Below are 14433 nucleotides of genomic sequence, written 5' to 3' on the forward strand. Positions count from 1 at the left end.
GCGTCCTCCGATGCGGTGTGGTGGTCATGGCCGGGCCTGCAGCACGGTCTGCATGATGTGGTGGGCGGTGAGCCCGTATTCGGCCAGCAGCGGCCCGCGTTCGCCCTGCGGCAGGAAGCGGTGCGGCAGCCCGATGCGGCGGACGGGGACGGCGCTGCCGGTGTCGGCGAGCGCCTGGGCCAGGGCCGCGCCCACACCGCCGACGCGGGTGTTGTCCTCGACGGTCACCACCAGGCGGTGCGCCACAGCGGTTTCGAGCAGATGCGGTCCGATGGGCAGCACCCAGCGGGGATCGACGAGGGTGGTGGGCACGCCCAGTCCCGACAGCGCGCGGGCGGCCTCGAGGCAGGCGTCCGCGAGCGGGCCGACCGCGACCAGCAGCACCTCGCTGTGCTCGTCACGATGCAGATAGTCGACGCCGCCGAAGCGTTCGGTGGCCGGAATGTCCTCCCCCACCGCGGCTTTCGGAAATCGCAGCACGGTCGGCCCGGACTGATCCGCGATCGCCTCGCCGAGCAGTTCCCGCAGCCGGGCGGCGTCGCGCGGGGCCGCGACCCGCAGGCCGGGTACCCCGCTGAGCACGGTGAGGTCCCACATGCCGTGGTGGCTGGGCCCGTCCGGTCCGGTGAGCCCGGCGCGATCGAGCACGAAGGTGACCGGCAGGGCGAGCATGGCGATGTCGAAGAGCAACTGATCGAGCGCCCGGTTGAGGAAGGTGGCGTACACCGCGAACACGGGATGCATTCCGGCGGTGGCCAATCCGGCCGCGCTGGCCATGGCGTGCTGTTCGGCGATGCCGACGTCGTAGCAGCGTCCCGGGAACTGCTCGGCGAAGCCGGAGAGTCCGGTGGGCCCGGGCATGGCGGCGGTGATGGCGACGACATCGTCTCTGCCACCGGCGATTCGAATGAGCTCCTCACCGAACACGTCGGTCCAGGTGCGGCGCGCCACGACCGGCTTGCCCGGGGCGCGGGGCCCGGCGGTGTGCATGCGTTCGGCGTCGGTGCAGGCCGGTTCGTAGCCCAGCCCCTTGATGGTCGCCACGTGCACGACGACCGGCCGGTTCAGCGCGCGAGCCCGCCGCAGCGCCGTCTCGAGCGCCTCGACATCGTGCCCGTCGATCGGCCCGAAGTACGCGAAACCCAAGTGCTCGAACAGGTTCGGCCCCTGATCGGATCCGCCGCCGCGCAGCCGGGCCAGGTGCACGGCCAGCGCCCCGGCGGTCGGCGAATAGGAGTGCCCGTTGTCGTTGATCACCACGATCACCGGTCGCGGGCTGGCTCCGAGATTGTTGAGTGCCTCGAACGCCATACCGCCGGTGAGCGAGCCGTCGCCCACGACCGCCACCACCGACCGCTCCGGACAGCCTTGCAGCGCACGGGCTTTGGCGATGCCGTCGGCGTAGCCGAGGGCGGTGGAGGCGTGGCTGTTCTCGATGATGTCGTGTTCGGATTCGGTGCGGCTGGGATACCCCGACAGTCCGCCGGGCTGCCGCAGGGTGGTGGCGAATTCCGTGCGGCGACCGGTCAGGATCTTGTGCGCGTACGCCTGGTGCCCGGTGTCGAAAAGCAGAGTGTCGTGCGGTGATTCGAAGACGCGGTGCAGCGCGATGGTGAGTTCCACGATGCCCAGGTTGGAGCCCAGGTGCCCGCCGGTGGTCAGCACCGAGTCGATGATCAGCTGCCGGATCTGGGCGGCCAGCAGGGGAATCTGCGCGGCGGGCAGGGCGCGCACCGCGGCCGGGGAGTCGATCCCGGCCAGCGGTGTGGCCGCGCCGGGAGCGGTGACACGGGCGGAGAACGGTGGTGCGGTGGTCATCGGGGGCCGCCGATCGGTGCTGCGTTCATGGTGCGGCCCTCCTTCACTTGTTGCGATGGCCGACGAGCTGGGCGAGCGTGATGAGGTCACCGCAGCCGGATTTGGCGGGCAGTGCCGCCACCGCGGTGCGGATGCGCCGCGCCGCCTCGAGCTGGGTGCCGCGCCGCCCGCCCGCCTGCTCGACCAGTACCGCGGCACCGGCGATCTGGTCCGCGGACAGTGGTTCGTCGCCGTCGTAGAGCCGGGCGAGTTCGCGACCGGCGTCGGTCCCGGATTCCAGGGCCTGCACGATCGGCAGCGAGTGTTTACGGCGAGCCAGATCGCCGGTGGGTTTACCGCTGGCGGCGGGATCGCCCCAGATGCCGAGCAGGTCGTCGACGGCCTGGAACGCCACCCCGAGGTCGCGGCCGAAATGTTCGAAGCGCGCGACGGTTTCGTCGTTCGCGCCCGCGCTGAGCGCACCGAGCGCGCAGGCGCAGCCGAACAGCGCGCCGGTCTTGCCCATGGCCATGCGCTCCCAGTCCGCGACGGTTCCCGCCGCGTCCCCGGCATGGCAGTCCTCGTGCTGGCCACGGCACATCTCGGTGACCGTCGACTCCAGCCGTTCCACCGCGGCCATCGCGGTGACCGGAGGTAGCAGCGCGGTGAGCACGCTGGTGGCCAGCGCGTGCAGGGCGTCACCGGCCAGGATGGCGTCGGCCAGCCCCCACACCCGCCACACGGTGGCGCGGCCGTGGCGCATGGCGTCGTAATCCATGACGTCGTCGTGGATCAGGGTGAAGTTGTGGATGAGTTCGACGGCGGCGGCCGCCGCGGCGGCTTCGGCGGGGACGCCCTCGCAGGCGAAGGCGGCGGAGGTGGCCAGGGCCGGGCGCAGCAGTTTTCCGGAGTCGCCCTGGATCACCACGCCCTCGGCGTCCCACCAGCCGAAGTGATATCCGGCCATGCGCTGCATGGGTTCCGGCAGCGTGGCCACGGCCGCGCGCAGCACCGGATCGAGCACGCTGCGGGCGCGGGCCAGGATCTCGGTGTGCCGATCGACAGGGGGGACGTACGCGGTCGCGGTCATGAGGAGGCTTCTTTCGTGAGGGCCCGGCGATCACGCAGATAGCTCAATTGTGCGGCGGCGGTGCCCAATCCGGTGGGCCGCAACCCGGCCGGACGCTGTGCCGACCGCTCGGCGCTCGGCAAGAAGGTTCGCGAAAAGCGCTGCCGCAGTCCGGTTTCCGGATAGCGTCGGGTCTTCACGTGCCAATTGAGCACTCCGGCGAGCCAATCCTGCAGTTCGAGCACCCGCCGGTCGATGATGCCGCGGACCTCGTCGTCCACGTCGTATTCCCGGTACAGGGCCGGGATTTCGAGGTTCACCACGCGCTGGAACTGGTCGACACGCGCGTTGATCAGCGCGACGGTCATGGCCACGGCCGCGTCCCGGTCACAGTCCAGGGCGTTCTCGAGCACCCGCACCATATTGTGCAGCTCGTTCTCGAACTCGGTTTCCTTGTGATACGAGAACACGTCGTTGATCAGGCCGCCGGCGTCGGCGATGGTGTGTTCGAGGTCGCGCAGCACCCGGTGCCCGGCGATCGACTCCGGCAGCGTCTCGCCGTGCGCGAGCCGCGACATGGCCGCGGTCATCTCGGATCCGAAGGTGTCCCTGCGCATTTCGACATAGTCGATGGGGTCGGGGATGTGGTGCAGGATCTGGTTGTCGACCTCCCACACCATGGCGTCGAACATGTGCTCGACCGAGTCGCGCAATTCCACCCGATGTGCGGTGTCGGCCGCGGCGCAACTGCGCTGCCACAGGTCGCACAGCCCGCGTTCGAGGTGGTTGGCCGGGACGATGGCGGCCGGGCCCTCGATGGGCATGCAGTCCATCAGGCGGCGAGTCTGCAGCCGCGCTCCCGCCAGATCCTTTCGCCTGGCGAACATCTCGGGGTAGTAGTCGTCGAGCAGGGTGCCCCACGACAGCCACGAGGCCGACAGCAGCAGGGTCTCCGGCGTGGCGTCGGGGTCGAGCCCGGCCGAGCAGAGCACGAAATCGCCGTCGCGCAGCACCTGTTCGTCCCAGCGGCAGGCCGGATCGAACAGGTCGTTCTCGTACCACCAGGCGACGAGCTGTTCGGACACCTCCGCGTAGTGCGGATTCAACGTCAGCGGATACGGGCAGTCGATGCGCGGCAGCGGGGTCGGGCCGACCGGCAGGTACGGGACGTGCCGGAAGTTCTTGAACCGCCGCAGTCCCAGGCCCTGATAGCTGAGGTCCTGCAAGACCCCTGACGTGCCCAGCCCGTGTGGGGTGAGCAGCCGTGCGAGCGGGTTCGCCGTGGACGGCTCCTTGTGGGTGTAGCGGCTCGAGCGCAGATGCCATTCATGGCCACCGGCCTGCCAGTCCTGCAAGCCTTTCGCGTAGAGGGCGACGGCCAGCTGCTCGTCCGGCGATGCGCCGGTGGCGGCGAAAAGCAGCGGCACCTCGGTGAGCGCGGCCTGCTCGAACTGCTGCATGCGCGAGGTGAGCATGTCGTTGACCAGATCGGCGGCGGCCGGAGTCGGCAGGCCGAAGAAGTTCTCGACCACGAACACGCCGTTGGAGTTCTCGCCCTCGTCGATCACTTCGCGCTCGTAGGAGAACAGGTCGTTGCGCAGGTGCACGGCGTCGGCGAAGGTGTCGCGCAGCACCCGCAGCGGCCGCGTACGCACCAGTCGGTCCGGAACCTCCAGCCCGGTGGCGAATTCGACCAGATCCGCCGACCAGGGCGCACCACCGACCCGGCGGCGCATCTCGAAATACTCGATCGGATTGGCGATCCGGCCCTCGGCGATATTGGCCAGCTCCCAGCGCGACTCCTCCATCAGCGCCACCGTGTTCCCCCGGAACCGCCGCTGCCAGTCCACCGACATGACCGGGGAGGTGCGCGCCCACAGATCGGCCAGGCCACGCTCGGCCGGGTTCTCCGGCTCCGGCATCTCCTCCGCGCCGATCGGCATGAAGGTGTAGAGCCGATCCAGATAGTCCTTGGCGCCCTGGGCATCTCGGCTGCGTTTGAACAGCTCGAGGAAGTGATCGTCGAAGTAGAAAACCCAGGTGTACCAGTCGGTGACCAGATCCAGCTTCGCCGCGTCGCAATCGGGATGCGTGTAGGCGCACATCAGCCCGTAGTCGTGGCGGTCGAGGTCCTCCTCGCTCCAAATGTGGTGTCCCTGTTGGGGTTCGAAGAACCCCATGGTGCGCGCCCAGCGCTTGGTGTGGGTACGCGCCTGTTCGAGATGCGGATTGCGTCTGGCCGGATACGGCATGTAGAAGTCGGGAAGCCGGAACGGTTGCATGAGCCATCCTCGGTCGGTGACGGGAATCCCTGCACGACAAAGACACTGTGCGACAGGGGGAATTGTGACGGGGATATTCGACGCCCGATCCGGCTCCACCATTCGGAGCACCGCGTGCGTGCTGATCGTAGTCGAATTGTACGCTCAGCCATCCGCGTCGGTGAGTTGTTCGGCGGGGGTGCACAATACCTGCCGGGCGGTTTCCAACAATTGTCGGCGAATTTGTCCGAGTTGCCGGAATCGGTACGAAGTGGAACTCAACCGGTCAGTGCGGCGAGCGTCCCCAGCCCGCCCGATACCTTCGGATACTGCGCGAAACCCGTTGTGCCAACCATGATCCGAGTACTCCCTGCACCACAATCGGACGCGAACGGTCCACCGGATCGCGACGCGATCCGCCGGTGGCACCGCATGCCGTCCCATACGTCGAATGATCGATATGTGTGATCGATGAAGCTGTACGCCAATATATTTGATCGCCGCGCGAACGGCGTCGAAACCCGATAACCCGTTAGCCTTCAGCCATTGAACCCAATATGACCTGACCCGACAAAAGTGTAGTACGGACGCTCACCGACGGTAAAGCGTTACCTCACAGCACCACACCGCAACCCCCCGCGGATCCCGGGCGCGGCGGCCGACCGCGCCCGGGATCCGAAACACCGGAACCGGTGTGTCCTACAGCAGATCCGCCAGCGCGGACAGCGGTCCGGGCAAACCGGCCACGTGCTTCTTGATGCCCGCCGCCACCGGATTCGGCGTCTCGGCGCGCAGCCGGTCCAGCTCGCCCTGCATGGTCGCCACGGTCTCGGCGTAGTAGCCGTCGACCGCGTCGACGTCCGCCGGATCACCCGGCTCGGTCGACCAGTTCAGCGCGGGCAGGAAACTGACCGTCACCGAGGCCGGCAGCGGGATCTGCGGCAGGATCGGCGCCACCCCGAAGGGCAGGCCCAGGGTGACCGGAAAAACCTTGGCGCGCACCAGTTTGTCGAGCTGCAACAGCTTGGCCGCCCGCTCGCCGCGACTGAGCACGAAGATCGAATCGTGGCCGCCGTTGGCGACCGCCGGGATCACCGGCACCCCGAGTTCGAGGGCCAGGCGGATGAAGCCCTTGCGATCGGCGTACTCGATCTTGCCGCGTTCGGTCCACGGGCGGCACGCCTCCCAGTCGCCGCCGGGGTACACCAGCACCGCCGCGCCGTCCTTGAGGCCCGTAGCCGCCGCCTCCTTCGAGGCCGGGATGACACCGAAGCCGCGCAGGCTGTCACCGAGAAGCGGTGCGCGCAAAAGGATGTCGTGCGCGACGCCGTAGGTCGGTTCGCCGGGGCGGCGATCCAGCATCGCCATGAAGGTGATCCACACCTCCGGCGCCCAGTAGATCGAGGAGTGATTACCGATCACCAGCGCCGGGCCGGACGTGGGGAGATTCTCCAGTCCGGTGACCGTCGGCGTGAAGTAGTCGGTGTAAGCCCGAGCCAGCGGCAGCAGCGGGTGGTTCGGGTCGGGAATAACCTTGTTTTCGCTCATGAGCCGTTCCTGTCGATTGCGTTGCCGGGGACGGGCGGCACGCAACGACATCGACACTGCCGGGCAGTATCGATCCGAATTGAATTGCCCCCGGTCACATCCCCATTGATTGCTCCGACGGCCGCGCGTGCGCGGTCCGGTTCATGTGCGGACGTCGCTGCGTTGCGACAGATGCCCGTCACCGTCCTCCTGCCCCATCGACGTTACAACACAAGCAATTGCTTGTTTCGGATTGTGCGAAACCCAACACCCCCGGCAAACGCGAAGCAGGGCACCGGTTCTCGGTGCCCTGCTTTTCCGCACCCGCGCCGCGATCGGACATACGGGAGATTCATCGTTAGATGCGCATATCGGAGTAACCGAATGTCAGCCCTTGCCGGGACGGCGGAACAGCGCACCCGCCGACAGGTACCCGGCCAGCGCGAGCCCGGCACACCAGGCCAGCGCCGTCGGCGCGTGACTGCCGACCGAGGTGTCCATCAGCAGTCCCCGCATGGTCTCGGTGACCGAGGTGACCGGCTGATGCTCGGCGAAGCCGTGCAGCCAGCTCGGCAGCGTGTGCGTCGGCACGAAAGCGCTGCTGACATAGGGCAGGAACATGAACAGGAACATGAAACCGTTGGCCGCCTCCGGATTCGACACCAGCAGACCGAGCGCCGCGGCCACCCAGGACAGGGCCAGCACGTAGCAGACCAGCATCCCGGCCACCGCGAGCCAGTGCAGCGGATCGGTGGTCGGCCGGAACCCGAGCGCCACCGCCACCGCGAGCACCAGGCTGGTGGTGATCAGATTGCGCACCACGCTCTCGAGCACGTGCCCGGTGATCACGGCGCGCCGCGACACCGGCATCGCCCGGAAGCGATCGACGATCCCGTTGTGCATATCGGTGGCCACCGCCACGGCGGTCGCGCCGGATCCGAAACCCGCGCACAGCAGGATGATTCCGGGCACCGCGTAGTCGAGATAGCGGCCGCCCACGTTCATCGCGCCACCGAAGACGTAGACGAACATCAGCAGGATGCTCACCGGCACCATCACGGTCATGATCATGGTGTCCGGACTGCGCAGGGTGTGGCGCAGATTGCGGCCGACCATGGTCGTCGAATCCTGCACGGTATCGGTGAAAGTACTCATTTCACTGCACCTTTCGTGGGTGCGCCGGTCAGCGCGAAGAAGACGTCGTCGAGATCCGGTGTGTGGATCGCCAATTCGCCGATGGCCACGGCGTGATCCTCGAAATGGTCCAGCAGCTTGCGAATGTCGCCGACACTGCCGTCCGAGGGCACGTGCAGCACGAGCTGCTCGGCATCCACCTCGGCCTGCGGCACCGCTCGCGCGGCGGCAGCCAGACCCTGTTCGTCGGCGAAGCTCAAGCGGATGTGGCCGCCGGGGACGAGGCGCTTGAGCTGCTCGGCGGTGCCCTCGGCGACGATACGGCCGTTGTCCAGCACGGCGATTCGATCCGCCAGCTGATCGGCCTCCTCCAGATACTGGGTGGTGAGCAGGATGGTGACGCCGTCGGCAACCAAACCTCTTATCACCCGCCACAATTCGTGACGGCTGCGCGGATCCAGGCCGGTGGTGGGCTCGTCGAGGAAGACGATGCGCGGCTCCCCCATCAGGCTCAGGGCGAGGTCCAGGCGACGGCGCATGCCGCCGGAGTAGGAGCCCGCGCGGCGGTTCGCGGCCTCGGTCAGCTCGAACTGCTCGAGCAGACCGGCTGTGCGCCTGCCGGTTTCGCGCGAACCCAGATGCAGCAGGCGGCCCATCAGGCGCAGGTTCTCCGCGCCGGTGAGCACCTCGTCGACGGCGGCGAACTGGCCGGTGACGCCGATCAGGGCGCGCACCGCGGCCGCCTCGGACACCGGGTCGTGGCCGCCCACCCGCACCGCTCCCCCGTCCGGCCGCAGCAGGGTGGTGAGGATGCGGACCACGGTGGTCTTGCCCGCGCCGTTCGGACCGAGCAGTGCGAACACCGTCCCCGTCGGCACATTCAGGTCGATACCGGCCAGCACCGCGTGCTCGCCGAAGGATTTGGTCAGGCCGGTGACCTCGATGGCCGGGCCGGATCCGGTTGTCGTCATGGGTACTTCCCCCGAGTCGAAAGTGTGTATGCCTTATACTGTTTATAGACTACACAGTTCTTGGGATGGCGCAAGATGGAAGACGCCAACCCGCGACGAGGAGGTCAGATGGAGACGCCCGGCAAACCGGCCCTGCCCAAAGTGGTGAAGCTGCTGTGGGATCTGGACGATGCGGGTAGTCGCGGGCCCAAGCGCGGGCTCAGCGTCGATCAGATCGTCGCGGCCGCCACCGCCGTCGCCGATGCCGAGGGTTTCGCGGCGCTGTCCATGGGCCGGGTGGCCAAGGAACTCGGCTTCACCACGATGTCGCTGTACCGGTACGTGGACAGCAAGGACACCCTCATGGAGCTGCTGTTCGACCGTTCGCTCGGCGACCCGCCGGACCTGTCGGACGCACCCGGCTGGCGCGCGAAACTGGAGGCCTGGGCGTGGGCCGAGTTCCGTGGCATCCAGCAGCACTACTGGTGGCTGGATCTGCCGCTGTCGAGCCCGCCCCTGGGACCGAAGAACATGGCCTGGCTGGAAGCCGGGATGACGGCGATGGCCGAGGTGCCGATCACCGAGCCGCACAAGCTCCAGCTCGTGACGAACCTGTCGATCTACGTCGTCGGGCGAACCCGGTTCCTGCGCGACACCGCCAAGCAGCAACAGCAAGACGTGGACTACGCGGGCATCCTCGCCCAGGTGATAGACCCGGCCCGCTTCCCCACGGTAACCAGCGCCATCATGAACAACGCCTTCGAGGACGACGACATGAACTGGGAGGAAGCCGATTTCGGTTTCGCCCTGGCCCGGCTGCTGGACGGCTACCAGGTCTTCATCGACGCGCACACCACCGGGTGACGGTCGTCTCACCGGGACGGCGGTTCCGGCAACCGAATCGCGTCCGGCGTCAAGCATGCGTAAACACTGCGCTAACCAGGCCGTTTCAGCTTGACGGGTACACCCGGCGAACTTCACGATGTGCGCACGCCATGCGAAATGTTGTGCAGTGGCTGTTGTTTCGCTAGGAGTTCGCCATGGTCGTCACCCCGGCGCCCCACCCGGGGCTCGACGCAGCGCCGCCGTCACACCTGCGGCCCACCCTGGCCGCCGCGGCCATGGCGCTGCTGCTGGGCGGGCTCGCCACCGCGTTCGTACTCGGCGCGGTGCCCGCCACCGCGGGTCCGGCGCAACCGATTCCGGTCTCGCGCACCCACCCCGACCCGCTGGCCCTACCCGGCTGCGCGGATGTCACCGAGGACAGCGCCGATCCGGACTGCGTCGCTACCCCCGCGGATCCGGTCGCCGATCCACAGTCCCACGATTCACCGTCCCGCGATCCGCGGTAGCCGTCAGCGCCACCAGCACCGCCGCCAGCACGAACAGCACGCCGATACCGGTCAGCAGTCCGGCCCAGCCGCCCGCCGCGTACGCGATCCCCATGCCGCTGCCCACCACCGCGCTGCCCAGGTAGTAGGCGAACATGTAGAGAGACGATGCGGCGCCGCGGTTTTCGGCCAGCGTGCCCACCCAGGTGCTCGCCACCGTGTGCGCGCCGAAGAACCCGGTCGTGAACAGCAGGATCCCGGCCAGCACGACGTCCAGGCGGTCCGGCAGGGTCACCACCGCACCGGCGGCCATCAGCACCACCGAGCCCGCGAGCACCCGCCGATACCCCAGCCGGTCGGCCAGCCGCCCCGTATAGGCCGAGGCGACCGTGCCCGCGAGATACAGCACGAACACCAATCCGGCTATGGCAGGGGCCAATTCGAACGGCGCGTGGGTCAGGCGGTAGCCCAGGTAGTTGTAGACGGACACGAAACTGCCCATCAGCAGGAACGCGAGCGCGAACAGCGGCAGCAGGCCGCGATTGCGCAACTGGGCGGCGAGATCACCGACGATGACGCCGAATCCGGCCGGGCGCGCGACGAATCCGCGCGAGGGCGGCAGGGTGCGCGCGAACCAGACGGTGCAGGCGGCCGCCGCCAGCGACACCGCGACCTCGGCCCAGCGCCACGACGTCACCTCGAGGGCGAGCGAGGGAATCAGCCGCCCGGCCAGTCCACCGATGGTGGTGCCCGCGATGTAGACGCCCATGGCCGCGCCCAGGCCACCCGCTCCGATCTCCTCGGCCAGATACGCCATCGCCACCGCGGGCACCCCGGCCAGCGCGATACCCTGCGCGGCCCGCAGCACTAGCAGCATGTCGAAGTTCGCGCACAGCGGCAGCAGCAGGCCGAGGACCGACGCCGCGACCGCCGACCCGATCATCACCCGGGTCCGCCCGATCCGCGCCGAGAGCAGGCCCGCCGGAATGATGCTCAACGCCAGCAGGCCCGTGGTCAGCGAAACCGCCAGCGCCGCACGGGCGGGCGGGACGGCGAAGGCCGCGGAGAGGCTCGGCAGCAGCGACTGGGTGCTGTACATGGCCGCGAAGGTGGTGAGCCCGGCCGCGAACAGGGCGATGGTGACCCGCTTCTCGTGGGTGGCCGCCGGGCGGTCGAGCGTGGCGGCGGCGGTTCCCTGGACGCTGGTCATGATTCACCTTCGCCCCACGGGTCCTTAGAACGGAAATGCATAATGAACACAAGGTTGATGTACTGACGGCATATAGCGAGGGGGCGGCATGCTCGGCGCGGACCTGGAGTGGTTCACGACACTCGCCGAAACCGAGAACGTGAGCGCGGCCGCCGACCGCCTGCACCTGGCTCAGCCCACCCTCTCGCGCATGCTGGCCCGCCTGGAACGCCGCCTCGGCACGCCGCTGTTCGACCGGCACGGCAAACGCATCACCCTCAACGACAACGGCCGCCTCTACTACGAGCACGCCCGCCGCGCCCGCGCCGAACTCCAGGCCGCCGAACAGGCCGTCGCCGACCGCCTCAACCCCGCCAAGGGCCTGATCCGCCTGTCGTTCCTGCACTCCTTCGGCAGTTCGCTGGCACCCCAGCTGATCGCCGAATTCCGCCGCACCGCAGGCAAAGTCGACTTCACCCTCTTCCAGGGCGCGGCCGAGGTGATCACCCGCCAGGTCCTCGACGGCGAAGCCGACCTGGCCCTGGTCTCCCCCCGCCCCAGCCTCCCCGGCATCGGCTGGCGCAAACTCCTGAGCCAACCCCTCGTCCTGGCCGTCCCCCAGGACCACCGCCTGGCCACCCACCGCCACCTCCGCTTGGCCGACCTCTCCGACGCCGAATTCATCACCATGCACCAGGGTTTCGGCATGCGCCGCCTCTTCGACGACCTCTGCGCCGCCGCCGACCTCCGCCCCCGCATCGCCTTCGAATCCAGCGACCTGATGACCGTCTCCGGCCTGATAGCCGCCGGCCTCGGCATAGGCCTCATCCCCCTCGAATCCCCCACTCCCCCAGGCATAACCACCATCCCCCTCACCGACCCCGGCGCCACCCGAGACGTAGGCCTGATCTGGTCCCCCACCGCCACCCCCACCACCCCCGTCCACCTCTTCCGCACCTTCACCACCACCTGGTCCACCCGCCACCAACCCTGAAAAAGGCTGTCGGGCATCGTGATTCGCGGCGAAAGACACAGAACGGCCCGGGTGACGTGGTCACCCGGGCCGGAGTTGGTCGGTCGCGGTTACTTCTTGCGTTCGCGCTTTTCGCGGACTCGGACGTTGACGCGGACCGGGGAGCCGTCGAAGTTGAACTCCTCGCGGAGCTTTCGTTCGATGAAGCGGCGGTAGCCGGCCTCCAGGAAGCCTGTGGTGAACAGGACGAAGGTGGGCGGGCGGGTGGAGGCCTGGGTGGCGAACAGGACTCGGGGGAGGCGGCCGCCGCGCATGGGGGGCGGGGTGGCGGCCACTACCTCTTTGAGCCAGTTGTTCAGGCGGCCGGTGGAGATGCGCTTGTCCCAGGATTCCAGGGCGGTCTCCATGGCGGGGACCAGCTTCTGGACGGCGCGGCCCGTCGAGGCGGAGATGTTGACGCGCTGGGCCCAGCGGACCTGCACCATCTCACGGTCGATCTCGCGCTCGAGCATCTCGCGACGATCCTCGTCGACCAGATCCCACTTGTTGTAGGCGATCACCAGGGCACGGCCGGTCTCGGCCACCATGGAGATCACCCGCAGGTCCTGCTCGGTGAGCGGCTCCGAGGCGTCGATCAGCATGACCGCCACCTCGGCGGCCTCCATCGCCGACTTGGTGCGCAACGAGGCGTAGAACTCGTGGCCGCTGGCATTGCCGACCTTGCGGCGCAGACCCGCGGTGTCGACGAAACGCCAAGGCTTGCCGCCCAATTCGACCAGCGAATCGACCGGGTCCACCGTGGTGCCCGCGACATTGTGCACCACCGAGCGTTCCTCGCCCGACAGTTTGTTCAGCAGCGACGACTTGCCGACATTCGGCTTGCCGACCAGCGCCACGCGGCGCGGACCGCCCACGACACCCGTTCCCTCACGGGGAGTTTCGGGCAGCGAGGCCAGGATCTTGTCCAGCAGATCACCGGTGCCGCGGCCGTGCGCCGCCGAAACCATGAACGGCTCACCCAGACCCATCGACCACAGCGCTGCCGCGTCCGACTCCAGCTTCTGGTTGTCGACCTTGTTGGCCACCAGGATCACCGGGGTCTTGGAGCGGCGCAGCGTCTTGGCGACCGCCTCGTCGGCGGCGGTCGCGCCCACGGTGGCGTCGACGACCACGACGATCGCGTCGGCGGTCTCCATCGCCACGGCGGCCTGCCGGGCCACCGCCTGCTGCAGACCCTTGGCGTCCGGCTCCCAGCCGCCGGTGTCCTGCACCATGAAACGCCGTCCGGCCCAGTTGGCCTCGTAGGAGATGCGATCGCGGGTCACGCCCGGGATGTCCTCCACGACGGCCTCACGACGGCCGAGAATACGGTTCACCAGCGTCGACTTGCCCACGTTCGGGCGGCCGACAATGGCGAGGGTGGGCAGCGGAATGTGCTCGGCATCCTGCTCACCCGCGAATTCGGCGACGTCCCAATCGGATTCGTCCGACCAAATACCGTCACCAGCGAAGGTGTCCTGAGTCACTGCCCGCCTCCTGCCGAAATACGTTCGGCCACAACGCGATACAGCTCGTCGATGACCTCGTCCTTGTTCAGATCGCTGGTGTCCACCAGCACCGCGTCGGTCGCCGGGCGCAACGGCGACACCTTCCGCGTGGAATCCAGGGTGTCGCGGCGCTGCACATCGGCCAGCACGGCCTCGAAATCGTCGCCGCGACCCTCCGCGATGTTCTGCGCGTTGCGACGCTGCGCCCGCGCCTCCGCCGAAGCGGTCAGATAGATCTTGACGTCGGCCCCGGTCAGCACGACCGTGCCGATATCGCGGCCCTCCACCACAATTCGACCGGCGGACGCCGCGATATCCCGCTGCAGCGCGACCAGCTGGTCACGCACCTCGGACACCGCCGACACCGCCGACACCGCCTTGGTCACCGCGTTGCCGCGGATCTCGGCGGACACGTCCTCACCGTCGAGCAGGATCAGCTCCCGGCTCGGATCGGTGCCGATGGTCAACGGCAGCTCCTTGACCGCCACCGCGATCGCCGCCGGATCCTCGAGGTCGACGCCGCCGCGCAGCACGCGCAGCGTCGCCACCCGGTACATGGCGCCGGTGTCGAGATAGCTGGCCTCCAGCCGGGTCGCCAGCAGCCGCGAAACACTCGACTTGCCGGTACCCGACGGACCGTCCATGGCGACGACCA

At 68.4% G+C, this 14433-nt stretch carries 12 protein-coding genes; 3 read left to right on the top strand and 9 right to left on the bottom strand.

Annotation, left to right across the window (positions count from 1 at the left end):
- Window positions 1-24 precede the first annotated feature (24 nt).
- The 6 genes from OG300_RS17975 to OG300_RS18000 form a co-directional block, all read right to left on the bottom strand.
- Window positions 25-1818, bottom strand: coding sequence for a 1-deoxy-D-xylulose-5-phosphate synthase (locus OG300_RS17975; RefSeq protein ID WP_405497401.1), 1794 nt, complete (start codon window positions 1816-1818; stop codon window positions 25-27).
- Window positions 1819-1861: 43 nt separating this feature from the next.
- Entirely contained in the window at window positions 1862-2887 is a 1026-nt protein-coding gene (locus OG300_RS17980; RefSeq protein WP_405497403.1) for a polyprenyl synthetase family protein, read from the bottom strand.
- Entirely contained in the window at window positions 2884-5148 is a 2265-nt protein-coding gene (locus OG300_RS17985; protein ID WP_405497405.1) for a germacradienol/geosmin synthase, read from the bottom strand. The genes OG300_RS17980 and OG300_RS17985 overlap by 4 nt, the downstream gene beginning before the upstream one ends.
- Before the next feature lie 678 nt (window positions 5149-5826).
- A complete protein-coding gene (locus OG300_RS17990) occupies window positions 5827-6675 on the bottom strand; it encodes a lysophospholipid acyltransferase family protein (protein WP_405497407.1) in 849 nt (282 codons plus the stop codon).
- A 366-nt stretch (window positions 6676-7041) separates the two neighbouring features.
- Window positions 7042-7809, bottom strand: a complete 768-nt coding sequence (locus OG300_RS17995; protein ID WP_405497409.1) for an ABC transporter permease — start codon at window positions 7807-7809, stop codon at window positions 7042-7044.
- The gene (locus OG300_RS18000; protein ID WP_405497411.1) at window positions 7806-8759 is read right to left on the bottom strand and encodes an ATP-binding cassette domain-containing protein; all 954 of its coding nucleotides are present in this window, start codon (window positions 8757-8759) and stop codon (window positions 7806-7808) included. Before OG300_RS18000 ends, OG300_RS17995 begins: the two co-directional genes overlap by 4 nt.
- A gap of 108 nt (window positions 8760-8867) precedes the next feature.
- Here OG300_RS18000 and OG300_RS18005 point away from each other — a divergent pair, with 108 nt between their 5' ends.
- Window positions 8868-9602: a TetR/AcrR family transcriptional regulator gene (locus OG300_RS18005; RefSeq protein WP_405497413.1), complete on the top strand. Its 735-nt coding sequence runs from the start codon at window positions 8868-8870 to the stop codon at window positions 9600-9602.
- A 176-nt stretch (window positions 9603-9778) separates the two neighbouring features.
- Window positions 9779-10090, top strand: coding sequence for a hypothetical protein (locus OG300_RS18010; RefSeq protein WP_405497415.1), 312 nt, complete (start codon window positions 9779-9781; stop codon window positions 10088-10090).
- Here OG300_RS18010 and OG300_RS18015 read toward each other — a convergent pair.
- Window positions 10026-11279, bottom strand: coding sequence for an MFS transporter (locus OG300_RS18015; protein ID WP_405497417.1), 1254 nt, complete (start codon window positions 11277-11279; stop codon window positions 10026-10028). The genes OG300_RS18010 and OG300_RS18015 overlap by 65 nt on opposite strands.
- A gap of 88 nt (window positions 11280-11367) precedes the next feature.
- On the opposite strand from OG300_RS18015, the gene OG300_RS18020 reads away from it, so the two are divergent.
- Entirely contained in the window at window positions 11368-12252 is an 885-nt protein-coding gene (locus tag OG300_RS18020) for a LysR family transcriptional regulator (RefSeq protein WP_405497419.1), read from the top strand.
- Between the two features lie 89 nt (window positions 12253-12341).
- Here OG300_RS18020 and der read toward each other — a convergent pair whose 3' ends face one another.
- Together der and cmk are read right to left on the bottom strand one after the other, a co-directional pair.
- Complete coding sequence (der, locus tag OG300_RS18025; RefSeq protein ID WP_405497421.1) at window positions 12342-13757, bottom strand: ribosome biogenesis GTPase Der; 1416 nt, start codon at window positions 13755-13757, stop codon at window positions 12342-12344.
- The gene (gene cmk / locus OG300_RS18030) at window positions 13754-14422 is read right to left on the bottom strand and encodes a (d)CMP kinase (protein ID WP_405498581.1); all 669 of its coding nucleotides are present in this window, start codon (window positions 14420-14422) and stop codon (window positions 13754-13756) included. The genes der and cmk overlap by 4 nt, the downstream gene beginning before the upstream one ends.
- Window positions 14423-14433: the final 11 nt, after the last annotated feature.

The sequence above is a fragment of the Nocardia sp. NBC_00511 genome (assembly GCF_045161165.1).
Classification (GTDB): Bacteria; Actinomycetota; Actinomycetes; order Mycobacteriales; family Mycobacteriaceae; genus Nocardia.

Bases quoted from the DNA above. Each gene is read 5' to 3' on its own strand.
- OG300_RS18000 (WP_405497411.1), bottom strand. From the start codon at position 8,759: ATGACGACAACCGGATCCGGCCCGGCCATCGAGGTCACCGGCCTGACC.
- OG300_RS17975 (WP_405497401.1), bottom strand. From the start codon at position 1,818: ATGACCACCGCACCACCGTTCTCCGCCCGTGTCACCGCTCCCGGCGCG.
- OG300_RS18005 (WP_405497413.1), top strand. From the start codon at position 8,868: ATGGAGACGCCCGGCAAACCGGCCCTGCCCAAAGTGGTGAAGCTGCTG.
- cmk (WP_405498581.1), bottom strand. From the start codon at position 14,422: ATGGACGGTCCGTCGGGTACCGGCAAGTCGAGTGTTTCGCGGCTGCTG.
- OG300_RS18010 (WP_405497415.1), top strand. From the start codon at position 9,779: ATGGTCGTCACCCCGGCGCCCCACCCGGGGCTCGACGCAGCGCCGCCG.
- OG300_RS18020 (WP_405497419.1), top strand. From the start codon at position 11,368: ATGCTCGGCGCGGACCTGGAGTGGTTCACGACACTCGCCGAAACCGAG.
- OG300_RS17985 (WP_405497405.1), bottom strand. From the start codon at position 5,148: ATGCAACCGTTCCGGCTTCCCGACTTCTACATGCCGTATCCGGCCAGA.
- OG300_RS18015 (WP_405497417.1), bottom strand. From the start codon at position 11,279: ATGACCAGCGTCCAGGGAACCGCCGCCGCCACGCTCGACCGCCCGGCG.
- OG300_RS17995 (WP_405497409.1), bottom strand. From the start codon at position 7,809: ATGAGTACTTTCACCGATACCGTGCAGGATTCGACGACCATGGTCGGC.
- OG300_RS17990 (WP_405497407.1), bottom strand. From the start codon at position 6,675: ATGAGCGAAAACAAGGTTATTCCCGACCCGAACCACCCGCTGCTGCCG.
- OG300_RS17980 (WP_405497403.1), bottom strand. From the start codon at position 2,887: ATGACCGCGACCGCGTACGTCCCCCCTGTCGATCGGCACACCGAGATC.